This window comes from Bauldia litoralis (assembly GCF_900104485.1).
Classification (GTDB): Bacteria; Pseudomonadota; Alphaproteobacteria; order Rhizobiales; family Kaistiaceae; genus Bauldia; species Bauldia litoralis.
Map to the genome: position 1 here is coordinate 124,672 of NZ_FMXQ01000005.1, position 23,332 is coordinate 148,003.

General features: G+C 63.8%; 18 protein-coding genes. 1 reads left to right on the top strand and 17 read right to left on the bottom strand.

Going from position 1 to position 23,332, the window contains the following annotated elements; genetic code table 11:
* Positions 1–106: 106 nt before the first annotated feature.
* The 10 genes from BLT60_RS13025 to BLT60_RS13070 form a co-directional block, all read right to left on the bottom strand.
* On the bottom strand, positions 107–1,762 hold the full coding sequence (locus BLT60_RS13025; RefSeq protein ID WP_090876900.1) for a GMC family oxidoreductase: 1,656 nt from the start codon (positions 1,760–1,762) through the stop codon (positions 107–109).
* 34 nt (positions 1,763–1,796) lie between these two features.
* Positions 1,797–3,323, bottom strand: a complete 1,527-nt coding sequence (locus BLT60_RS13030) for an FGGY-family carbohydrate kinase (RefSeq protein ID WP_090876901.1) — start codon at positions 3,321–3,323, stop codon at positions 1,797–1,799.
* Positions 3,316–4,158 carry a class I fructose-bisphosphate aldolase gene (locus BLT60_RS13035; RefSeq protein WP_090876902.1) on the bottom strand — a complete coding sequence of 281 codons (843 nt, stop codon included), beginning with the start codon at positions 4,156–4,158 and terminating at the stop codon, positions 3,316–3,318. The genes BLT60_RS13030 and BLT60_RS13035 overlap by 8 nt, the downstream gene beginning before the upstream one ends.
* Positions 4,149–5,870 (bottom strand): FAD-dependent oxidoreductase, encoded by a 1,722-nt coding sequence (locus BLT60_RS13040; RefSeq protein ID WP_090877157.1) that lies wholly within the window; start codon positions 5,868–5,870, stop codon positions 4,149–4,151. Before BLT60_RS13040 ends, BLT60_RS13035 begins: the two co-directional genes overlap by 10 nt.
* Before the next feature lie 43 nt (positions 5,871–5,913).
* Complete coding sequence (locus tag BLT60_RS13045; RefSeq protein WP_090876903.1) at positions 5,914–6,903, bottom strand: aldo/keto reductase; 990 nt, start codon at positions 6,901–6,903, stop codon at positions 5,914–5,916.
* Between the two features lie 19 nt (positions 6,904–6,922).
* Positions 6,923–7,894 (bottom strand): sugar-binding transcriptional regulator, encoded by a 972-nt coding sequence (locus BLT60_RS13050; RefSeq protein ID WP_090876904.1) that lies wholly within the window; start codon positions 7,892–7,894, stop codon positions 6,923–6,925.
* Positions 7,891–8,922, bottom strand: a complete 1,032-nt coding sequence (locus tag BLT60_RS13055; RefSeq protein ID WP_090877158.1) for an ABC transporter permease — start codon at positions 8,920–8,922, stop codon at positions 7,891–7,893. Before BLT60_RS13055 ends, BLT60_RS13050 begins: the two co-directional genes overlap by 4 nt.
* Positions 8,923–8,927: 5 nt before the next feature.
* Positions 8,928–9,956, bottom strand: a complete 1,029-nt coding sequence (locus tag BLT60_RS13060; protein ID WP_090876905.1) for an ABC transporter permease — start codon at positions 9,954–9,956, stop codon at positions 8,928–8,930.
* Complete coding sequence (locus BLT60_RS13065; RefSeq protein ID WP_090877159.1) at positions 9,953–11,464, bottom strand: sugar ABC transporter ATP-binding protein; 1,512 nt, start codon at positions 11,462–11,464, stop codon at positions 9,953–9,955. The genes BLT60_RS13060 and BLT60_RS13065 overlap by 4 nt, the downstream gene beginning before the upstream one ends.
* Before the next feature lie 187 nt (positions 11,465–11,651).
* A complete protein-coding gene (locus BLT60_RS13070) occupies positions 11,652–12,677 on the bottom strand; it encodes a sugar ABC transporter substrate-binding protein (RefSeq protein ID WP_090876906.1) in 1,026 nt (341 codons plus the stop codon).
* Positions 12,678–13,113: 436 nt separating this feature from the next.
* Here BLT60_RS13070 and BLT60_RS13075 point away from each other — a divergent pair, with 436 nt between their 5' ends.
* On the top strand, positions 13,114–13,857 hold the full coding sequence (locus BLT60_RS13075; RefSeq protein ID WP_139167830.1) for a glycoside hydrolase domain-containing protein: 744 nt from the start codon (positions 13,114–13,116) through the stop codon (positions 13,855–13,857).
* Positions 13,858–13,879: 22 nt separating this feature from the next.
* Here BLT60_RS13075 and BLT60_RS13080 read toward each other — a convergent pair whose 3' ends face one another.
* The 7 genes from BLT60_RS13080 to BLT60_RS13110 form a co-directional block, all read right to left on the bottom strand.
* Positions 13,880–16,429, bottom strand: a complete 2,550-nt coding sequence (locus tag BLT60_RS13080; protein WP_090876908.1) for an HAD-IC family P-type ATPase — start codon at positions 16,427–16,429, stop codon at positions 13,880–13,882.
* Positions 16,430–16,624: 195 nt separating this feature from the next.
* Positions 16,625–17,725: an ABC transporter ATP-binding protein gene (locus tag BLT60_RS13085; RefSeq protein ID WP_090876909.1), complete on the bottom strand. Its 1,101-nt coding sequence runs from the start codon at positions 17,723–17,725 to the stop codon at positions 16,625–16,627.
* Between the two features lie 13 nt (positions 17,726–17,738).
* Entirely contained in the window at positions 17,739–18,584 is an 846-nt protein-coding gene (locus BLT60_RS13090; RefSeq protein WP_090876910.1) for a carbohydrate ABC transporter permease, read from the bottom strand.
* The gene (locus BLT60_RS13095) at positions 18,584–19,525 is read right to left on the bottom strand and encodes a carbohydrate ABC transporter permease (protein ID WP_090876911.1); all 942 of its coding nucleotides are present in this window, start codon (positions 19,523–19,525) and stop codon (positions 18,584–18,586) included. Before BLT60_RS13095 ends, BLT60_RS13090 begins: the two co-directional genes overlap by 1 nt.
* A gap of 136 nt (positions 19,526–19,661) precedes the next feature.
* Positions 19,662–21,320, bottom strand: coding sequence for an extracellular solute-binding protein (locus tag BLT60_RS13100; RefSeq protein ID WP_090876912.1), 1,659 nt, complete (start codon positions 21,318–21,320; stop codon positions 19,662–19,664).
* A gap of 157 nt (positions 21,321–21,477) precedes the next feature.
* On the bottom strand, positions 21,478–22,527 hold the full coding sequence (locus BLT60_RS13105; RefSeq protein WP_090876913.1) for an NAD(P)-dependent oxidoreductase: 1,050 nt from the start codon (positions 22,525–22,527) through the stop codon (positions 21,478–21,480).
* A gap of 9 nt (positions 22,528–22,536) precedes the next feature.
* Positions 22,537–23,319, bottom strand: a complete 783-nt coding sequence (locus BLT60_RS13110; protein WP_090876914.1) for an HpcH/HpaI aldolase family protein — start codon at positions 23,317–23,319, stop codon at positions 22,537–22,539.
* Positions 23,320–23,332: the final 13 nt, after the last annotated feature.

Consider the following 23,332-nt stretch of genomic DNA (forward strand, 5'->3'; position numbering starts at 1 on the left):
CGGTCAGGACGCGGGCACGGCAAGACTCCATGCTGCGGGAAAGAACCCGCCGACGCCGATCATGATGATCGACTCCGACCTGCTGCCGGCATGACGCCCGGTGTGGCTATGCGATTGACGATTTCGCCCGCTGGCGCACGACCGGGTCCTTGTGCCCGGCGCGAATCAGGTCCGCAGCCTTCTCGGCGATCATGACCACCGGCGACGCCGTGTTGCCCGAGACGATCCGCGGCATGACCGAGGCATCGACCACGCGCAGCCCGTCAAGGCCGTGGACCCGCAGATCGGCGCCAACGACCGCGTCTGGGTCGGCGCCCATCCTGCATGTGCCGACGGGATGGAAGATCGTCGTTCCGATGTTACCGGCCTGCTCGATCAACGCCTCTTCCGACTGGTATTCAGGACCGGGGAGGATTTCTTCGGGGTGGTAGGGCGCAAGCGCTTGCGCCGTCATGATCCGGCGAGCCTGCTGAAGCGACCTGGTGGCGACGATCCGATCGGCGTCCGTGGAGAGGTAGTTCAGCCGGATCTCCGGCTGCTCGTCGGCGTCGGTCGAAACGGCATGGCACGCCCCGACACTCTCGGGCCGAAGGTTGCAGACCGACACTGTGATCGCCGGGAAGGAATGGAGCGGATCGCCCAGCCGATCGGTCGACAGCGGCTGGACGTGATACTCGAGGTCCGGCGTCTCTTTCGATGGGTCCGACTTCGTGAACATGCCGAACTGGCTCGGCGCCATCGACATCGGCCCGCTCTGGCTGACCAGGTATTGCAGTGCGATCCCCGCCTTGCCGGCCAGGCTGTTCACCCGGGTATTGAGCGTTCTGGCATTCCTGACCTTGAAGACGGTCCTGAGTTGCAGGTGGTCCTGCAGGTTTTCTCCGACCCCGGGCAATGCGTGCCGCACTGCCACGCCAAGCCGGCGTAGCCGTTCGGGCGCGCCGATCCCCGACAATTCCATCAGCTTTGGGCTGTTGATGGACCCAGCGGCGAGGATGACCCCGGCCCCGGCCCTTGCCGAATGCTGTTGGCCATCGCGTCGGTAGACGACCCCGGCAACGCGCTTGCCCTCCATCAGCAGGGTCTGGGTCATGGCGTGGGTGACGACGCGGAGGTTCTTCCTCTTCATCGCCGGACGGAGGAACGCCTTCGCAGCGTTCCACCGCACACCCCGGCGCTGGTTGACCTCGAAGAAGCCCGAGCCCTCATTATTACCGTCGTTGAAGTCCTCGCGGGGCAGGATGCCGAACTCGCTGGCGCCTTCCTGGACGGCGCGCAGGATGTCCCAGGACAGGCGCTGCCTCGCGACCTTCCACTCACCGCCGGCGCCATGCAGGGGCGTCGCGCCGCGGTAGTTGTCCTCCGACTTCAGGAAATAGGGCAGGACGTCGTCCCAGCCCCAGCCGACATTGCCCATCTGCCGCCAGCCATCGTAGTCGGCCGCCTGGCCGCGCATGTAGATCATGCCGTTGACCGACGTACAGCCGCCAAGCAGCTTGCCGCGTGGATAGACGAGGCTGCGACCGTTGAGACCGGGCTCCGCAACGGTCTTCATCATCCAGTCGGTGCGCGGGTTTCCGATGCAATAGAGATAGCCGATCGGAATGTGGACCCAGTGATAGGCGTCGTTGCCGCCGGCCTCCAGCAGCAGCACCTTGACCGCCGGATCCTCGGTCAGCCGGTTTGCCAGGACGCAGCCGGCGGTGCCAGCGCCGACGATGATGTAGTCGTAGGTGTCGCGGTCCAATGCGGCTCCGTTCATCGCCGGCCGCTCCGCACTGGAAAGCCGACGGCCGTCATTGTGCCGCTGCCTCGCAACCGGCGAGCCGCTGTGCTGTCCAGAAAGGCTTCATCGCCTCTGTCAGATCCCGGTACAGCCGGTAGCGGCGGTCATAGTGCGCCTTCATGTCCGGGTCCGGCAGAAACACGGCCCGGACGCGGGTCATGGACGACACGCCGTCTTCAAGGCTCTCGAACAGGGTGGCGCCAACCCCGGCGGCGATCGCGGCGCCAAGCGCCCCGGCTTCCACGGTGGTCGACACGGTGATCTTCACGCCGAGGCAATCCGCCATCATTTGCGGCCAGACGGCACTCCGCGTGCCGCCGCCCGACATCACCGCCTCGTTGAAGGAAATACCGGCCCCTGTCAGGACCTCGATATGGCGACGATGCTCGAAGACGACGCCTTCGTATAGCGCGCGCAGCACGTGCCCTTCGCCATGCCAGCCGGCAAGGCCATACAGGCCGCCGCGCGCCGAGGGAGCTTGGCCGGAACCGTAGATATACGGATGGAAGACGGGATCGTCGGCCGCCGGACTGACTTCGGCGATCCTCTCATTGCACCAGCCGAACGGATCGTCGTGGTGTCCGTGGCTCTCGACGAATTCGCGCACGTACCATTCGAGATTGGCCGCCGACGTCGCGCTCGACTCGATGTTGACGAACCGGCCCGGTCCAAAGGTGGAGACCATGAAGACGTCGGGGTCGATCGCCGCGGTGTCCGAGAAAACCTGGTTGATGCTCCAGGTTCCGGCGACGATCGACGCCTGTCCGGGGGCGACGACCCCGGAACCGATCGCCGACGCGATCACGTCGAAAAAGCCTGCGACCACGGGTGTCCCGGCGACAAGGCCGGTCTGACGCGCCGCCGCGTCGGTAATGCGACCGACGACGTCGACCGGCTGGGCCGGGCGCGGCATCATCGCGGCCGCATCATCCAGCCCGTAGAGCGACAGGAGGTCCGCGTCGACACGGGCTTCCGGCATGCGCAACAGCCCGCAGCCGCTGAGGTCGGAAATATCCGACGTCCGGTTGCCCGTGAGCCGGAAGGTGACGAAGTCCTTGCACAGGAAGGCGGTCGATGTTGCGTCATACACGTCCGGCCGGTTTGCCTTGACCCAGGCGAGGAGCACGGCGGTTTGCGCAGGCCACGGCTTTTGCAGACAGGCGGCGTGCAGCGCGTCGCCATTCCGCGCCGTCAGGTCTTCCGCCAGGTTCGCGGCGCGGCTGTCGAGGGACTGGATGCCGAGAATGGCCGATCCCTCGTCGTCGATCAGGTAGAGGCCGTTGCCGTGTCCGGCACAGCCGATCGCGGCAATCCTTGCCGGGTCGATCCCGGCGTCAGCGATGCAATCGCGGATCGCGGTGCTGGCGTCGCGCCAGAGGTCTTCGGGATTTCGCTCGACATAGCCCGGTTGAGGCTGGTCGGAGACGCTCTGCCGGGCGCAGCGGGAAAGCTGCCGTCCGTCCCGGTCAAAGAGCACTGCCTTGGTGACCGTGTTGCCCGCGTCGAGCCCAAGCAGCAGCGGCCCGGTGTCATCCACGATTATAGATGTCCCATGCTTCCTCGCCGGACGCGCCGTTGTGGATCATCGCCATCAGGGCGGCAACGACGGCCCGTGGATTTGCGTGCTGATAGATGTTGCGGCCATAGACCATGCCGTTGGCGCCCTGCGCCATCAGCCGCGCGGATTTCCGCAGAACCGTCTCGAGATCCTCCTTGCCGCCGCCGCGTACGAGGACCGGGCATCGGGCGGCTTCGACGACGCGGTGAAAGTCGTCGGGGTTCTCGGTCGGATCGGCCTTGATGATGTCCGCACCCATTTCCGAGGCAAGCCGGACCAGGGTCACGATCTTGTCGGCGTTACCGTCCACCTGGTAGCCGCCGCGCACGTCGTTGGGCAGCATCACCAGCGGCTCGATCATCAAGGGCATTCCGTATTTGAGGCAATCGGCCCGGACACGAGCGATGTTGCGGACGCACTGGTGAAAGAGATCGGGCTCATCCGGCAGCATGAAGAGGTTGACCACCACGCAGGCGGCATCCATCTCCAGCGCCCCGATGATGGGCTCGTCTTCGTTCTGGAGCTGGGACCACATCACGCGGTGGCGCTGGTCGTTATAGGGGTTGCCCATGTCCAGACGCATGACCAGCGCGGGCTTGTCCCTGCCCTCGCAGTTCTGCAGCAGGTCGGCCTGGCCATAGGCCATCTGTATCGCATCGGGCCTTGCCGCGACCAGCGTGTCCACGACGGCGGCCATGTCCTCGAGACCGACCATGAAGGACGGTTCGTTGCAGACGCCGTGGTCGATGGCGACGTCGAGGCAACCGCCGTGGCTGAACAGGCGCTTCATTCGCGCCTTGTTGCTCACACGCATTCTTCTCTCCTGTCGGTCTGATTGTCGGCGTCGGCGAGATGGACGCCGTGGTAGTCGCGAAGATCGGCCACGACTTTCTCCCGTTCGGCCAGGGACTCCTCGTCGCTCCAGCCCATGACGGCGGCGGCTATGGCCGCCAACCGATCGAGAAGGGTCAGCGACAACCGGCCAGTGATCGCGAGATCGGTGCGGCGCAGAACGAGATCGCCGAGGTGGATCACCTGCTCATTCCGACACAGGTAATCGATCTCGCCGCTGGTATAGGCGCAGCCGGGAACCAGCGGCGCATCGTCCGGATATCCGGCGCAATGCGCCTCGACAGCCTCGCCGTTCGTTCCATAGCGGTCGACAAGATGCGCGGCGCGGGATTCGTCGATCCCGAAGCGATGCATGAAGAGGCGCACGAGATCGCGGGACTCGGCGGGAAAATCCTTCCCGCCGCCGATCGGTACCGCCTCGCTGCCGCGTTGGCGCGCAATGCCAAGCTCATGGAGAACGTCATCGGCGGCCTGTGCGGCGAATGCACGGAAGGTCGTCCACTTGCCGCCGACCATGCATATCTGCGGCGGGGATCCGTCGATGCGCTGGGTGAAATGATCGCGGGAGATGCGCCCGGTGAAAGCCTGCTGGCTTCGCGGCAGCGGGCGGATGCCACTGAAGCTGAAAACGATATCGTCGGCGCTGTTCGGTATGTCGGGGAAAAGGCGTTGGAGAGCCTCTAGAATGTAGTCCCGCTCGTCATCCTCGCAGCGCACGCGTCCCGGTTTCTCGACCCGTATGTCGGTCGCGCCGGCGAGCACGTTGCCCAGGTAGGGAAAAGCGATGCAAACACGGCCATCAGTGTTCTCGAAGTAGAACATATGGCCGCCAAGCGCCTCGCGGAGCGCCGGATTGTCGATCACCAGATGTGATCCCTTGGTTCCCGCGACCAGTCTTTCCCCCTGGCCTTCGAGCGCGTCCCTCGTTTCGTCGAGCCAGGCGCCGGTCGCGTTGACGATCACCCTTGCGGTCACCGATGCGCGCAATCCGGTCGTGCCGTCGGCCAGTTCAAGTCCACCATCGGCGCTCCGCTCCAGCGTGGCGTAATTCATTGCAGCACAGGACGGCGCGATTCCTTCCGCGTCTGCGATAAGTTCCATTCCCAGACGCTCGGGATGGCTGATCCAGGCATCGTAGTAGGTCGCCGAGAACCGGATCCTGGCGTTCAGTCGCGGCCACTTCCGCAAGGTGGCGGCCCGCCCGCGGAAGATGTGCCGCGGCATGGCGCGACGCTTTCTCGTAAGCCAGTCGTAGACGGCGAGGCCGATCCTGATCGGGACGGCGCCGCGGCTTGATGGTTTGCCCGTACCGCCGAAGAAGGCCACCGTCGAATTCAGCAGGCCGGAGAAAACACCGACGATCGGTATCGTGGTCGGCAGCGGGTGGACCATGTGCGGCGCGGTCTGAAGCAGGGCGTCGCGTTCGACCAACGACTCCCGGACCAGCGAAAACTCGCCATTCTCGAGATAGCGAAGCCCGCCGTGGATCATTCGCGAGGGCGCGGCGCTGCAGCCCGAGCAGAAGTCGGCTCTCTCCACGAGCAGAACCCGCAGGTGCTGCAGCGCCAATTCACGAAAGGCGCCAATCCCGTTTATGCCGCCGCCCACCACGATCGCGTCAAACGCGCCGTCGGCGACGATCCGGTCGAGCTTGTCGGTTCGGGATGTCGGCATGGCTTCGCGTACCGGCAGCGCCGGGCTGGTCACGCCTCCCGTCTCATGCTGCCTCTCGATCAAGCCCGACGAGATGACGTTCGGCAGCAGAGGCGATCCGCCCCAGGTCATCCTCGTCAAGCCGGATGCGGCCGGCTCGCGCGTTCTCGATTGCCTGCTCGGGGTTGCGGGCTCCGCATAGTGCAAAGGTGATTCCGGGCTGCCGCAACGTCCAGGCGATGACGAGCTGCGCCGTGGTGGCCGCATGTCGAGCGGCCACCGGCGCGATGTCACGGACGAAAGCGGCGACCTTCTCGCGATTTCCAACCGAGAACATCGGGTTGTTCTTGCGCAGGTCGTCGCCGTCGAAGGTCCGTTGCGGGCCAATGCGACCCGTGAGGAGTCCGAGCGCCAATGACGAATAGCTCAGCATCGACACCCGGTTTTCGATGCAGAGAGGTAGCAGGGTCGACTCAATGCCCCGCTTCACCATCGAATACTCTTCCTGGAGCGCGTCGAGCTTGCCGGTGGCGAGGTAAGCGTTGACGTCATCGACGGAGGTGTTGCTCGCGCCGATCGCCCGGATCTTGCCCTGTGCCTTGAGTCGTTCGAGCGCCTCCATGGTCTCGGCAATGGGCGTCGTCGAATCCTGCCAGTGCGTGATGTAGAGGTCGATGACATCGGTATCGAGACGCTTCAGGCTCTGCTCGACTTCGTAGACGACGGACTCCTTGCCGAGGTAGCGATGCACCGGCCGGCCTTCGTAGTCGAAGAAGTGGTTGCCCTGCCGCGTGTGCCATACGAGACCGCATTTCGTCGCCAGCACGACCTTGTCGCGGCGACCCTTGATAGCGCGGCCGACAATGCTTTCGGAGACGCCCTGGCCATAGGCGGGAGCCGTGTCGACAAGCGACAGCCCCGCGTCGATCGCCGCATGGATCGCGGCGATCGCGGCCTTTTCGTCGGTGCCGCCCCACATCCATCCGCCGATCGCCCATGTGCCGACGCCAACCGCGGAAGCCTCGATGCCGGAAGCGCCGATCGACCGCGTCATCTGTTCGTCCAGAACTTGTTCAGGCAACACGAACCTCACTTTCCAGAACTGTCTCGGCCGTGTGATCGTCGACGACCAATGCGTTGATGTAGCCGCCGTTGAGCGCGGCCATGATAGGACCGACCTTTTCTTCACCGGAAGCGACGCCGATCCGGATGGGGATGCTCATGGCCTCCTGCGGCGGCAGGGCGACAAGGCGCGAATTGAGTTCGGTCTTGGCCAGCGATCCATCGCCGTTGATCAGGTGTCCGAGGAACTCGCCGCGAACGCCGCGCTCCACGAGCTTGATCCGTTCACTCTCGGGAAGCGGCTGGGCAACGTAATAGGTCGCGTTGGGACCAACGACCGAGCCGATGCCAACCACCGCGACCGCGGCCTTGCGCGAGACATCCATGACGTCGCGCACCGCGCGGACCGACATCAGCAGGTCGCGCTCCGCCGGCGTGTCCGCGTGGAGCGGAGCATGGATCAGGGTCGCGCGGCCGCCGAGCTTGTCGGCAAGCCGGGTCGCGATGTGATTGACATCGGTATAGTGCTGGCCCTGCACGCCGCCGGTCATCGGCGCGACGTTCACGTCATAGGCACGGTCAACGGAAAGATTGTCGATCACCGCCCCGAGCGCCTTGCCGCCGGAGATGGCGATCGTATCGCCGTCGCGGATGGAATCGACCAGCATTTCGCCTGCCTGCTTGCCGACCTGGTTAAGCGTGGTCTCGGCATTGCCGGTCACCGCCGCGACAACACTGCAATATCTGAGGTCCCATCTCATCGAGAGCTTGCGCTCCAGCTCGAACAGGGGCTGGAACGGGCTGTTGATGGTGATGTGCACCATGCCCAGTTCCCGCCCCCTCTTGATCAGCCGGTTCACCTTGGCTGAGGATAGGCCGAGCTCGGTAGCGACTTCGGATTGAAGCTTGCCCTCGATGTAATGGAGGGTAAGCACCCGCGCCATGAGCCGCAGGCTCTCGGAGTCGATGCCGGCAATGCTCATGAAACGACCTCCTTTCGACTGATGAGGTGGTTCGACGCGGCGGCGGCCAGGAGCGCCAGGCCGATGAGAAGCGTCTGGAAATAGGCCGGCACGAGTATGAGCATTCCCACAGTAAGCGCCATGATGATCAGCGCGCCAATGAACGAGCGGAGGACCCTGCCCTCACCGCCGGCGAACGCGGTGCCGCCGATCAGCACGGCTAGGATGGCGGAAAGTTCCATCCCGTCTCCCGAAAGCGGATCGCCGAGTGACATGAAGCTGGATCGCGCAATGCCGGCAAGCGCCGCGGTCATACCAACGATCACATAAAGCAGAAAAACGATCCGTCCGGTGTTGATGCCGGACAATCTTGCCGCTGTCGGGTTGCCGCCCGTCGCGGCGGCGTATTTGCCAAGCAGCGTCCGATTCTGGGCGACGACAAGCACCAGGGTGACCCCGACGGCGACCCAGAAGGCCGCGGGAAGGCCGAGCATCACGCCGATCCGGCCGTAGGAGTTGAACCAATCGGGCATCGACAGGCCGCCGCCGGACTTGATCGCCGACACGCCGTCCTCGACGAGAAGCAGGGCGATACCCTTGTAGAGGCTCAATGTGATCAAGGTCGCGATGACCGGTGTTATCCCGAGCCGAACGACCAGAATGCCGTTGATGGCCCCAAGACCGGCACCGACGACAAGCGTGAGGGCGAAGGCGACCGGAAACGGCAAGCCATGGATGGCGAACAGTGCATAGACGACCGCGCTGAGGCTTGCGGCGCTCCCCACGGACAAGTCGATATAGCCCGATACCATGAGCAGCGTGAAGGCGCCGACCAGCGTCAGCAATGGCGCCGATATCCTGAGAATGTTGATGATGTTGTTCTGGTTCAGGAAGTTGCCGCGCTCGAAGAGATCGAACCTGTCGAGATTGGCGGCGCTGAGCACGACGACCACGGCGACGAGCACCAGGTAGATATAGTAGCTGCGCAGGAAGCGGGCGACGGGGCCGCCAGCCGGCCGGGATTGTGCATAAGCGGGTGTGTGGGACATCGAGCTCACCGGTTCCTGCGGGCGAGCGCCCAGGTCTGCGTGACGATCGCGAGGAACACGGCGACCGCCTTGAGGATGAACTGCCAGTCCGGCGACAGGATCATCCCCGTCGCGGCCGTGGTCACGACCGCGAGGATGAGAGCGCCGAAGAACATCCCGATCACCGAGCCGAAGCCGCCGGCGATGGCGACCCCGCCCAGCAGGGCCGTCACCAGCGCATCGAATTCCATCAGCGTGCCGCGGTTCGAGTATCCGGACCTGAACTCGGAGGCCAGAAGGATTCCCACCGCCCCGGCGATTCCGGCACTCAGCAGATAGAGGTAGGTAAGGTGTTTCGCCCGGTCGATGCCGGAGAGCCTGGCGGTCACGGGATTCGCGCCGATCCAGTAGGTGAGTCGACCGAACACCGTCTTCTTCTCGATGAAGATGGCGACGAGGAGAAGAACGACCATCAGCACGACGGGAAGACGCACCGACGTTCCGAACATCGTCAGGTTGCCAAGAATACCGAACTCGGGAGGCAGGTTCGTGTTGCGTTGGGAGCCCTGGGTGATGACCTGCGCAATACCCCGGGCGAGCATCATCGTCCCGAGCGTTACGATGATCGACGGCACGGAAAAGCGAACGACGAAGAGCGCGTTCAACGCGCCGACCGCCAGGGCACCGCCAAGCGCGCAGACGATTGCCAGCCAGTAGGGAAAGCCAAGTCCCGTCGAGAGGGCATTGTTCCCGTCGGCCGACTGGGCGAACCAGACCGCGAGGACCCCGGACAATGCGACCACGCCTCCGACGGAAAGGTCGAAATTCCCGGACACGAGGAGAAATGTCACGCCGACACCGAGCGAGATGACGGCCCAGTTGTTGGTCACCAGGTTGAGCATGGTGAGCGGCTGGAAGAAATTCGGCACAAAGACCGATGCGATGAGAAACAGCCCGACGGCGACGCAGGCGACCAGGGAGGCGATGAACGTCTCGTCGCCCATGCGGTGGTCGGACCCCAGCACCCCTTCAGCCTTGACCGGATAAGCGGTCATGGCGCTACGCTCCCGCCGCCGCCGGTTACGACATTGAGGATATGGGCCATGTCGACATCGGGGCCGTTGGCGATTTCGGCTTCCAGTGCGCCGGAGAACAGGAGGAAAATCCGGTCACAGATGCCGAGCACTTCCTCAAGTTCCGAGGAGAAAACCGCGACCGAGGTTCCCTTGTTGGCGAGGTTCCGGATGATCTCGTAGATTTCCGTCTTGGCGCCGACGTCAACGCCGCGCGTCGGCTCGTCGAGCAGCAGCAGATCGGCATCGGCGAAGAGGCATTTGGCGAAGACGACTTTTTGCTGGTTCCCGCCTGACAGCTTTTCCGTGTGCTTCTCGATCGAATCCGTCGCGATGCTGAGCTTTCGCACATAATCGACAGCGGCCGATCGCTCATCCGCACTGCGGAAAATGCCGGCATCGGACAGCCGCCTCAGATTCATCACCGAAATATTCTCGCGGATGGTCAGGGTTGTGAACAAACCCTGGGTGCGCCGCTCTTCGGGCACCAGGGCAATGCCCGATGCGATCGCCTGCTTCGGCGACCCTCCGATCTTCCTGCCCTTGAAACGGATCTCGCCGGAACATTGATCCGCGCCGAAAAGGGCCCGTGCGATCTCGGTCTTTCCGGCTCCGACCAGTCCATAGAATCCGACGATCTCGCCCCGGTTGATGTGAAAGGAGACATCCTTGAGCAGATGGTTGTTCAATCCCGTCGCGGAGAGAACCGCCTCATCGCCGACCGTGGCGCGCGGCACGTAGTCCTGAAAGACCGAACGGCCGATCATCATTTCGATCAGCTCGGAACGTCCGGCGACTTCCGGTAGCGGCTTGGTGGCAATGTGTTTTCCGTCGCGCAGGACCGTGACCGCGTCACCCAGCTCGAAGATCTCGTCGAGCTTGTGGGAGATGTAGATGACGGTCACGTCCGAGTCCCGCAGGCGGCGGATCACGCCGAAGAGACGCTCGACCTCCCGCTCGGACAAAGCCGCCGTCGGCTCGTCCATGATGATGATGCTGGCGCCGGACGAAGCGGATCGCGCGATTTCGACAATCTGCTTCTGCGCGACACTCAGGGAGGAGACCCGGGCCGACGGATCGATCGAGGGCTCGATCATCGCCAGCGTTTCGACCACGCGCCGATCGAGATCGGACTCGACCAGGAATCCGAAACGCGCGCGCTCCATTCCCAGCGTCAGGTTCTCGTGAACGGAGAGTTGGTCGACGACATGGAGTTCCTGGAAAAGCGTAGCTATGCCGCCTTCCCGTGCCTGGTGTGGATTGGTGGGCTGATACGCGCTGCCGTCCACTCGCATGGTTCCGCTGGTCGGCTGCAGAGCTCCCGTCAGCATCTTGACGAGGGTCGACTTGCCCGCGCCATTCTCGCCGACAAGGCAGTGCACGGTGCACCGCTCGACCGCGAAACTGACATCGTCGACCGCCCTCACGCCGGGATAGTCCTTCGTGAGTCCTTCGACCGAGAGGATTGGCGATGGCTGCTCGCCTGTCACAAGCTTGTCCTCCAAGCGGAGCGCAGCATCACGTCGTCTCGCAGCGCCTTCGTGGCCGACCGGTGTCAGCGAACGGTATCGGCAGCGCCGTGAGGGATGCTTCGATGAAATCCGGGACAGAGGCCTGGCGGCCGGGTTCGATCGTCTCGTCGACCAAACGCCGGCCGTCCAGGCTGACTGGCGGTCGTTACTCGCCGAACTGGGCGGCGAGCCACGCCTCGGCTTCTTCCTTCGGCATGCTCCAGTAGGAGACGGTGTATGCCTTGTAGAAGTGCTCCTCGGCCGGATCACTGCTGGCGGCGACCTTGCCGTCAACGACATCCATGATCAGGTCGATCCTCCCCTGCGCGGTCTCGATCGGCGGAAGGCCCATGGAGACCTTCAGGCTCGAGTTCGGGTCATAGACCTGGTCGAACTCGACGGAATCGAAGTCGACGCTGGCGACGATCTCGGTCAGCGGCTTGCCGTCTTCGAACTTGCCCCGGCCGATCTGGGAAAGGCCGGCCATGGTCCCGACGGTCAGGTTGGACGCTTCGGAGTAGATCAGGTTGACCTCCGGCCGCTGGGTGAGCAGGTCGACGACGATCTGCTTCGCCGCTTCCTGGCCGGCGCTGGCGTCCAGTGCACCGAGATTCTCGGCATCCGGAGCGACCGACAGGACACCCTCGACAAACGGGGCGGTCCGGCCCGAATTCACCTCGGTATGGTTCGGCCATCCAAGCTGAACCATGACGATCGGCTTGTCAGGATGCGCTTCCTTCCAGGCCGTCGCCATCTCCTTGCCCATCTCGAAGGAAACGCCGGCTTCGTCGCTGCGCGCGGTCGGTATACCGGAATCGGTGATCGGGCTGAAGAAGGACGTCATGACGATGCCCTCGCCCAGGGCTTCCTTGACACCGGGCGTCGCTGCTTCCGCATCCCAGATATGCAGGGTCGCTGCGTCGAAGCCGCCGGCAACCACCTGGTCGATGTTCTGGGTCATGACGGCCGAGTCCGCCTGACCGTCAAAGACGACGACTTCCGCACCGTACTTCTCCAGGCCGTAGCGCTCGGCTTCGGCCGCCTGCGACTGGTGGAAGACGTTCGACAGGTCGGAGACGAAAAACGCGATCCGCTTGCCATCCTCGGCCGCTGCGCCCGTGCTTGCCGCGGCGATGAACGACGAGGCCAGCAAGCCCGCCGAAAAGAGTCTGATTTTCTGGTTCGTTCCCATTCACACATCCTCCCATTGCCATGATTGCGTGAGGCCACATGGCTTACGGCCCTCGTTCTCTCCGCCAGCAACCAGCTCCTCCCTGGATCTGGTAATAATTGCGGACTTCGATATTTCTTTCGAACATTGGAAGAAATGTCAATAAGAGGATTTTATTTCATGCGCGATCATGGCCCGTCCCCGCACCCGATACGCGCTGGCATGTCCTGACTTTTGCTTCGCTCCCGGTATGTCGTCCGCGTCTCGAAAGCACGCCGCTTTTCAACGAAAACTGGGCGGAGCTGGCGTTCTCTGCGGGTCAGCGACGTGAATCAGCCGGCGCAATTCGGAAAATGCTCGCAGCTGCCGCGCAGCCGTTGCGGCCTTAACTGATCGTTACCGGTCGGCGGTTAGTTTTCGTCGAAATGGCTCTATCCAGGTGACGGCGGAGACAGACGTGTTCAGGCGAGCGTGTTCTTCACTTACCGCGGCGGTGCTGGTCGCCGCCCTCGGCGGCGACGCAATCGCCTCCGGATCGCACAAGTCCGAGGACCATTGCTACGCCGGCAGCGGCGTCATGGCAGCCGACACGTCGCAGCCGGTGACCAGTGTCTTTCTCAAGAAGATGCGGCAGGTCGGCGTCCACACCATCATCCGCTACTTCGACCACAAGAACGAGACGATCCCCGGCAAGACGCTGACCTTCGACGAGCGGATGCAGATCGCCGAGGCCGGGTTTCACATCCTGGTGGTCTTCCAGCACTGGGGACAGCGGATCTCGACCTTCCGCGATCCCAAACGCGGAAAATCAGACGCGATCCGGGCGCTGACGCTTGCCCATGATGTCGGCCAGCCGGTGGGCAGCGCCATCTATTTCGCAGTCGACGGACCGTGGTCCAATACCAAGGACATGGCCGACATCACCCGCTATTTCACCGATGTGCGGCGCAGCGTCGCCGAGCGCGGCAACCTCTATCGGGTTGGCGTCTATGGCAGCGGCCAGGTGTGCTCCGCCATCCTCGACCAGGGACTCGCCGACTATTGCTGGCTGGCCAATGCCAGGGCATGGCCCGGCTACAACGCCCACCTCGCCTCAGGCCGTTGGCAGATTCGCCAGCTGATGCCCGGCAAATGCGGAGACCGCGAAGTCGACTTCAACCTGCTGCCTTCCCGCTCGGCCTATTTCGGCCAGTTCCGCTAGGCATTCCGTTCCCAACCGATGCTCAGGGCGATGTCGACTGCCTGTCGCGTGGCGCCGACGCGAGGCCGAGAAAGCGCTCGAACCAGCGGAAGCGCCAGTTGAGCAGGAGAATCGCCGTCCATAGCGGCAGGACGGCGGCGACGCTGAGATAGACGCCCGGGCCGACGGTGATCAGCCCGAAATAGTCGGCGAGCGTGCCGTTGACGAGAACCACCCCGAAGACGACCGCGAGAGCCCCCGCCATGATGGTCGGCCGCTTGTCGGGCGTGACCTTGGGCACCCAGCCGGTGAACAGGCGGATCGGCGGGGCGAGGAACAGGATCAGCACGAAGGCGGTGAAGGTGATGAACATCGACAGCGCCGACTGCGCGACGATGGTTGCGGCGGCCTCCGCAAATTCCGGGCCGTCATCGACGCTCAGTCCGGTGACCCGCTCGAAATTCTGAAGCCCGAAATCCGGAATGTTATAGGCCTGCACGTCGATCTGGACGCGTTCGAAATGAAACGTGTAGAGGCCGACGCCGAAGACCATGGTCACCACCGCGACCGGAATGACAAAGCGCACCAGCTTACGGATCAGGTCCTCGGCCAGAACGACCGGCCGCGCCCACAGGGTCAGGAAAAACGTGGGGATGCCGACCGTGAACAGCGTCAGGGCCATCTGGGCGGGCTCGAAGGGGAAGGTCAGCCCGAGCATGGTAATGGCGATGATCGCCAGGATCGAACTGGCGACCCGCGACAGGAACAGGAGAAGCGCGGTGGTCATGCCGGAGAGGACCCGCTGGCCCTCGGAGAAGGCAGCGCGCAGCGGCTGGAAATCGTCGTTGAGGAGGACGATGTCGGCGACGTTGCGGGCGGCGGCGCTGCCGCTGTTCATCGCGATGCCGAGTTGGGCCTTCTTCAGCGCCAGGACATCGTTGACGCCGTCGCCGACCATCGCGACGTGATGGCCCTTGGCGATCAGCGCGGTGACGATCTGCTCCTTCTGGGCCGGGGCGATACGGCCGAAGACATCGGTCTCTTCGACAGTGGCGGCGAAATCGGCGGAATTTAATCCGGCCAGATCCGGACCGGAGACCAGCCCCTCGACCGGCAGGTCTGCCTGGCGGGCCAGCGCCGCGACGGTGTTCGGATCGTCGCCGGAGATGATCTTCAGCCTTAGCCCGAGAGCGGCGAAGGCCGCGAAAGTCTCGCCGACATTCGGCCGCAGCACGTCGGCGAGGATGACCAGGCCGAGCGGCTGGAGCGGCGGCAATCCTGGCGCGTCGTCATCGCCGGAAAAGGCGGTCTCCTCGGTGCTCCCAGCAAAAAGAAGAACACGCAGGCCGGACTCCGCGATGGTCGCGACGCGGCGGGCGAGATCTTCGGTTGCCGCCGAGCGCGCGAGATGCGGGACGAGCATCTCGTAAGCGCCGAGCGCATGGACGCCGGCCAGCGGCCCGGTGGCGAAGGCGACGGCGCTCCATTTCCGCCCTGACGAAAAGGCGATCACGTTGTCCGGCGTCAGCGCATCGCCGGGCAGGCCCGCTGCCAGCGCGGTGGTCGTCTGGTTGGGCGAGCCGACACTGCGGGCATAGGTGCCGATCAGCGAACCGAGCTGGTCCTGACTCTCCTCTCCGATGGTCTCGATCCGGTCGAGACTCAGGGCGTTGGTGGTCAGCGTGCCGGTCTTGTCGACGCACAGGATATCGGCATCGCTCAACGACTCGACCGCATTGATCTGCTGGACCAGCGCGCCCTGCCGGGCGATGGCAGCGGCACCAAGCGAATAGGCGACAACAATGACGAAGAACAGGCCGTAGGGCACCTGCCCCGAAAGCACCGCGGCGAGTTGGACGATGCGCGTGCCGGGGAGATCCTGCAGCAGCGCCGACACCAGGATGGTGCCGCTCATCAGCACGACGATCAGCATGACGAGACGGACGGCGAAGTCGATCTGCTTCTGCAGCGGCGTCTTGATGAACTGGAAGGCGCGGGCCTCGGCGGTCAGCTTGTTGGCATAGCTGTCGGCGCCGACGACCTCGGCCTCATAAGTCCCCTCGCCGCTCAGGCAGATGCTGCCGGACAGCAGCGGGTCGCCGACCGACTTGCGGACCGCCTGCGACTCGCCGGTCAGCAGCGACTCGTCAACTTCGAGAACGCCGCCATCGATCAACGAGCCATCGACGAGGACCTGGTCGCCGGGACGGAGGCGGAGATGATCGCTCTTGACAATTTCGTCCGGGTCCCCGGCCCTTTCCACGCCGCCGCGGACCAGCTTCACCTTCGGACGGTTGAGAAGGGCGATGCGGTCGAGCTGACGCTTGGCGCGCAACTCCTGGACGGTGCTGATGATGGCGTTGACCAGGCCGAGCCCGACGCTGGTCATCGCGTCATTCCATTCGCCGAGAACGATCAGCGCGATGCCGATGGTGAAGAGGATGTTGTTGAAGAAGGAGAAGAGATTGGTGCGGATGACGGTGACATAGGACCGGCTCGTGGCGATCCGCACCGCGTTGCCTTCGCCGCTTTCACGACGCCGGGTGGCTTCAGCCTCGCTCAGGCCGCCGGTCGTTGCAACGTTCTCAGCCACGGCGAGCGAGACGTGCGGTGCGATGAGGGGCGTCAGCCTTGCGAGGGGTCATCCGGGCTCCTTCCCGGCATTCCTAGCATCTGTCGCTTGGCGAAAGTCTAATCAATCTGGCCGCGCAGTTACGACTGCCCCTCCCCAGCAAGAGCCCGGGCCGGAGGCGCACCGGGCCGGAGGCAAAACGGCAAGGCCGTTTCTTCAGATCGCCTTTTCGCTGGCGGCGTCGAAAAGCGAGGCGCGGTTCAGGTTGATATCGACGGCGATTGTCTCGCCCGGGCGGCTGACATCATGGGCCTCAAGCTCGGCCATGACCGGCATGCCCGCCAGCTTGAACGTGGCGTAGGAGCGCGATCCCGTTGGCTGGAGGAGGTCGATGGCGACCTCCTGCCGTAGATGCCCCGGCCCGAGATCCTGCCCCTTGGCCCGGCTGACATGCTCCGGCCTGACGCCGAGAATGACGGACATGCCGTTCGTCGCACCAGCGAGCGGCCGATCGGCCGGCAGCGGGATCACCACGGCGCCATCGCCCAACGCGACCGCGGCACCCTTATCGCCGATCTCGAGGCGACCGGGCAGGAACGTCATTTTCGGCGACCCGAGAAAGCCGGCAACGAAGATCGAGGCCGGGCGCTCGAAGAGATCGAGAGGCGCGCCCTGCTGCTCGATCACCCCGTCACGCATCAGGACAATCCGGTCGGCCAGCGTCATCGCCTCGATCTGATCGTGGGTGACGTAGATCATCGTCGTCGAGATGTCCTGGTGGAGCCGCTTGATCTCGCCGCGCATCTCGTCGCGCAACTGGGCATCGAGATTGGATAGTGGCTCGTCGAACAGGAAGATGCGCGGGCTGCGGACGATGGCGCGGCCGATGGCAACGCGTTGGCGCTGGCCGCCGGAAATCTGGCGAGGAAGGCGATCGAGCAGGTCGGTGATGCCAAGCATCTCGGCGGCGGCGCGGACACGACCGTCGATCTCGGCCTTCGACATCTTCCGGGCCTTCAGGCCGAAGCCGATGTTCCGGCTCACCGACATGTGCGGATATAGCGCGTAGTCCTGGAACACCATGGCGACGTCGCGATCGCGCGGGCGCATCTCGTTGACGACCTCGCCAGCGATCTCGATCTCGCCGTCGGTGATTTCCTCGAGCCCGGCGATCATCCGCAGCAGCGTGCTCTTGCCGCAGCCGGAGGGGCCGACGAGAACAGTGAACTCACCATCCGGAATCTCGAGGTCGATTCCACGCACCGCGTGGAAAGCACCGTATTTCTTGTGCAGGCTCGTTATCTTGACTTCGGCCATTTCCGTTCAATCCCTAACCGCGTACCGCGCCGAGCGTCAGCCCGCGTACAAGATGTCGTTGCGCCAGGACCCCCAGGGCGATCGACGGCCCAAGGGAAACGATGGAAAGCGCGGCTGCTTCGCCGTATTGCGCGCCCTGAAAGCTGAGGAACGAGCGGAATACGGTCGGCAGCGTGAATGCGTTCTTGCTGGTCAGCAGCAGAGCGAAGAAAAACTCCGTCCAGCAGGCGATGAACGCAAACACCGCCGCGGCAACGATGCCGGGTGCGGCGAGCGGCACCGCGACCGTCCAGAAGGCCCGCCAGCGGGTGCAGCCATCGACCAGCGCCGCTTCTTCCATCGACCGCGGCATCTGCCGGAAATAGGCGAACATCATCCAAACCGACACCGGCAGCGTGAATACCGTGTAGGCGAGGATCATGCCGAGATGGGTGTCGTAGATGCCGATGCTGCGATAGATGAGAAAGATCGGCAGGATGATGGCGATCGGCGGCAGGAAACGCTGCGACAGCACCCAGAAGGACAGGTGCTGGCCGCCGGTATTGTACCGGGAAAGGCTGTAGGCCATCAGCGTCCCGAACAGGGCCGAGAGCACCGTCGCCGCCGACGAGATGATGATGCTGTTGATCAGGCCTTCGAGGCCCCGATAGGTGAAAAGCGCCGCGGTGTAATGAACAATCGTCGGCTCGTCCGGGAACCACACCGGCGGAATCGCCAGATAGTCGCTGCTCGGCTTGATCGACGTGTTGAAGACCCAGTAAAGCGGCACGATCACGAAGATGACGAAGAAGCCGAGAAGCAGGATGCGGCCGATCGGAACTGAACGATAACGGCGGCGGCGGATCGGACGGGCAGGCATCAGTTCGTCTCCGCCTTGAGCAGCCGCCGGACCAGGAACACCACCACCAGCGCCGTGAAGATCAGGAAGAGCCAGCTTCCGGCCGTCGCCTGGGACAGATGAAACTGGGTGAAGCCGATCGTGTAGAGATAGTAGGAAGCAGTGTAGGTGCTGGTTCCCGGCCCGCCGCCGGTCATGATGAAGATCGTGTCGAACAGCCGGATCGCGTCGAGCAGCCGGAAGGTGATCGCCAGCAGGATCATCGGTCCGAGATGTGGAACGGTAATCGACCAGAACACTTGCCAGGGACCGACGCCGTCGAGTTCGGCCGCCTCATAGAGATTGGGCGGGATCGCGGTCAGGCCGGCAAGCAGGATGACGAACATGAACGGCGTCCATTGCCAGACATCGGCCAGAATGAGCGAGAAATAAATGTACGGGCTTTCCGTCAGCCAGCTGATGGTCACCTCGTTGCCGAGGAGCGCGCTGAGCACGTAGTTGGTCGGGCCGAACGGCCTCTGCAGCAGAAGCGTGAAGGTCTGGCCGACGATCACCGGGCTGATGAACAGCGGCACGATCAGGATCGACATGATCAGGCCGCGGCCGGGAAAGCTCCGCATCATCGTCATGGCAACCGCGAAGCCGAGGATGAACTCGATGGCGACGCTTGAAAAGGACAGGAACGCCGTGAGGACCAGCGACCAGCGGGCGACGGGATCGGCGATGACCCGCTCGAAATTCTTGAAGCCGACAAAGGCGTGGCCCGGAACCTGGAAATCGAAATTGATGAACGAGACGACGAGCGAGTAGACCAGCGGATAGATCGACAGCGCCAGGATGAGAAGAACCGCCGGCGCGACCAGGACCCATTTGAAATGGCGGTCCGCCCACTCGCCGAAGCGAGACAGTTGCGGCGGCAGTCCTGCCGCCTCGAGACGCCTGATGACGTTGGTCTCGGACATAGTCCCCCCACACCCTCTTGGCCGGCTGCCCGGCTCATCTTCTAGAGGTTCGTCGCGACGGCCGCCCCGCCGCCGCGACGATGATCGTTGCGGCGAACGGCCGGTGCCTAGTGGCCGGCCATTCGCCAACGGTTGCTCAGTCGAGCTTCACCGCCATGCCCAGCTTCTCGACCGTATGGTCGGCCGTCGAGCCCGGCAACTTCAGGAACTCCTCGTAGAATGCCTTCTGCGAGTCGACCCCGAGACGGTCGGTCGTGTCGTTCCACTCGGCCGCCGCGGTATTGAGCGCGGTCTGCGGATCGGCGCCGGCCCACACATCGGTCGCCATGCGGTCGAGGCTCAGGAAGTAATCCTGGGCACCCGGCATGATCAGATCGAGGACGCCGACATTGGCGGAGTTGTTGAGATTGACCAGATACTCCTTCGCGTCCGGCCACAGTTCCGCATAGAGATCCGACTTGAAGTGCGACAGGCGGTAGGGGTCCCGCAAAGCATATGGCAGCATCACCCGGGCCAAGGAGACCGGTGGCGACGTTATCCACTGCATGAACAGGTAGGCTGCTTCCGGATTGGCCGAATCGGCCGCCAGGGCCTTGTTGAACCCGGTCGCGTGTTCCGGATTGCCCGGGACGACCGCATATCCGATCTTGCCCGCGACCTCCGACTGCGGAATGAAGTTGATCGCCGTCGCGGTCTGCGAATAGCCGGCGGTCATGCGCCCGGTCGGAGGCCACGAGTAGATCATCGCCACCTTGCCGGTGAGGAAGGCCGCCCACAACGACACTGCGTCGAGTTCGTTGTTGCCGGGGATCGAGGCGGTATTGGCCGCGATCATGTTCTCCAGCGTCTTGAGGCCCGCCGGTCCGGCAATACCGGCCTGCATGTTCTCATCGAACAGCTCGCCGCCATTGGTCCGGAACTGCTGCATGAAGTCGAAGTGGTTGCCGGGGCTGCCCGCCTTGCGGAAATGCCCGGCACCATAGACTTCCGGCGCCATCTGGTCGGTGATGAACTGCGCGGTCTGGGCGTAGTCCTCCCAGGTAGTCGGCACCGCGAGCGGCTTGCCGAACTTGGCCTGGTAGGCCTCCATCATCTTCGGATCCTCGAAGATGTCCTTGCGGTAGTAGAGGGCGAACATGTCGCCATCGTCGAAGAAGCCCCAGATCTTGCCCTTGTAGGTCGGCAGGGCTTTGTAGAGCGGGTGGTAATCCTCGAGATCCGCCAGGTTCATATACTTGGCGATGTAGTCGTCGAGCGGTGCGATCACGCCGCCATCGGCGAGCGACGGTGTCCATGCCGGCGAGATGTCGAGAACGTCGAAAGCACCCGATCCGGCAAAATGCTCGGCGACCGCCTTCGAGTACATGTCCGGGTTCGCCAATTCCGCCACGCTTGACGTGATGCCGGTCATGTCCTGCCACATCGGGCCGGAGAAGTTGCGCGGGTCGAGCGCCTGCAGTCCGGCTTCATAGGTCATGTTGAGGTTGACGCCGGCAAATTGCTTCGCCGCCTCGACCGCCCGGTAGGCCGAGCCATCCTTCGGACCCACGGTCGATGCTTCGAGAGCCAGGGCCTGTGCCTTGCCGAGCGGCGTGCTCGGATCGGCGAGTTCAAGCTCGGCCTGGGCAAGTGCGAAGGTGCTGACCGATGACAGCAGCGCGCCTGACAGGGGCAACATGCCTACCATCTGGCCAAACCGTGTGATGAAGCTTCTCCGGGTCGGTTGGCCCGTGAGAAATGCGTCGACTTCCTCCGCCAGGCCGGCGTCGAAATCGCGCTTTTCGCGATCGTTCATTGCTTCAGTCTCCTCCCGTTGCGGATGTTCCCGGCGGCGACGCCACCGGCACTCCTGCTTGTTTGGGTTCCCGACCAGCAGGCGCTTCTGGCCGAGTCAGTCCCTTCCGGCTTCGACTTCTTTGTGTCCGCGCGCCCGAGCCTTTCGCCGTGTCCTCCTAGCTGCCGAAACGCCGGCCGAAATCGGCGAGGCGCTTCTTCCAGATGTCCGAGGCGAGAACGTCGCGATTAAGGAGGCCGCGCGGCTCACGCCCATGTTGAATATCCAGCACCGCCCTGACGTCGGCGGCGCCGTTGCCAGCAAAGCACTGGTCGGTCCAGCACAAAGCATGCGGTGCAAGAATGACATTGTCGAGCTTGAGGATCGGATCGTCCGGATCCGGCGGCTCCTGCTCCAGGACATCGAGTCCCGCGCCGGCGATCCGCCCTTCCTGCAGGGCAACCGTCAACGCCTTCTGGTCGACGATCGGGCCACGGGCCGTGTTGATCAGGTAGGCGGTCGGTTTCATCATCGCCAGCCGCTCGGCGTTGACGATGTGTCTGGTTTCCGGCGTCAGCGGACAACTGACCGACAGGACATCGGCGCGGCGGAAAAGTTCCTCCAGATCGACCAGTTCGATGCCGAGTTCGGCCGCGACCGCCTTGTCGGCAAACGGATCGTGGGCGATGAACTTCATGTCGAAGGGTTTGGCCATCCGATAGGCCTCGGCGCCGATATTGCCGATGCCGAGCGAGCCGAAGGTCCGGCCGACGAGGCCGACGCCCATGTGATCGGAACGCCGGGCAAAGCCCGCCGCCGCTTCACGGGTGAGCTGGTCCTTGATCATCAGCTTGCCGGTCAGGGCGAGCATCAGGGTGATGATCGAAACCGCGACCGGGCGGCGGACGCCGTCCGGCGTGATGACGACGCCGATGCCGGCTTCGGTGCAGGCGCCGACATCGACCGTGTCGTAGCCAACGCCGAAGCGAGCGACGACGGCCAGCCGACCGCTCTTCGGTATGCTTTCCTTCGAGAAGCGATGGATCAGCAGGATAAGCGCATCGATGTCCTCGAGCTGGGCGGCGCGAAGCGGGCTCTCCGACTCCAGGAAAACGACCTCGACACCGGGCGCATTGCGCAGTGGCTCGATGTCGAAATCCGGATAGGTCGGCGTGCCGTCTTCCTTTCTGAAGTCGCCCGACAGGGCGACACGGAATGTATCAGCCATGACCCGCGCTCACTTCACCTTGCACTTGTCGCGCAGCGCTGCGATGCCATCGGCAATCGCAGCCTGCAGGAGCCAGACATCGCCCGAATAGCAGACGAAATCGAAGCCTTCGTTGTAGATGTCGACGCCGCCCTGCACCGACTGGGTCAGTCGGCCGAGCGACTTCTTGTGGCGCTGCGCCGCCGCGACCGTGGTCTTGATCGCCTTCTTGAACTTCGGATGGTCGAACTCACCGGGAATGCCGAGCGAGACCGACAGATCGAAGTGCCCGACCCAAAGGCAGTCGACGCCGTCGATCGCCGCCATCGCATCGGCATTATCAACGCCCTCTTCCGTCTCTATCTGGCAGAAGAACGTCGACCGCTTGTTGGCCGCCTTGAACTTGTCGGCGACGGTGCCGGGGCGGTAGCCGTCATGCGCCACACCAAGGGCGACGCCACGCTTGCCGGCGGGGTGATACTTCATCGCATCGATGATACGGCGGACTTCATCGACATTGCCGACCATCGGAAGCATCACGCCCTCGGCGCCCATGTCCATGGCGCGCGCCACGTGATGATACTCGCGCGACGGTACCCGCACGATCATCGGCAACGACGCGGCTTCCATGTAGCGCACCGCGCTCTTCACGGTTTCGAAGCCGAACCCCGAATGCTCCATGTCGAAAAGGACGAAGTCGCACCCGGCGGACTTCAGGATATGGCCTATGCCCGGCGTTGCGAATTCGACGATGAAGTTCCCGAATTTCGGGGACTTCTTGCCGATCATCGACTTGAGGCCCTTTGCCGCCATCTTGATTCACTCC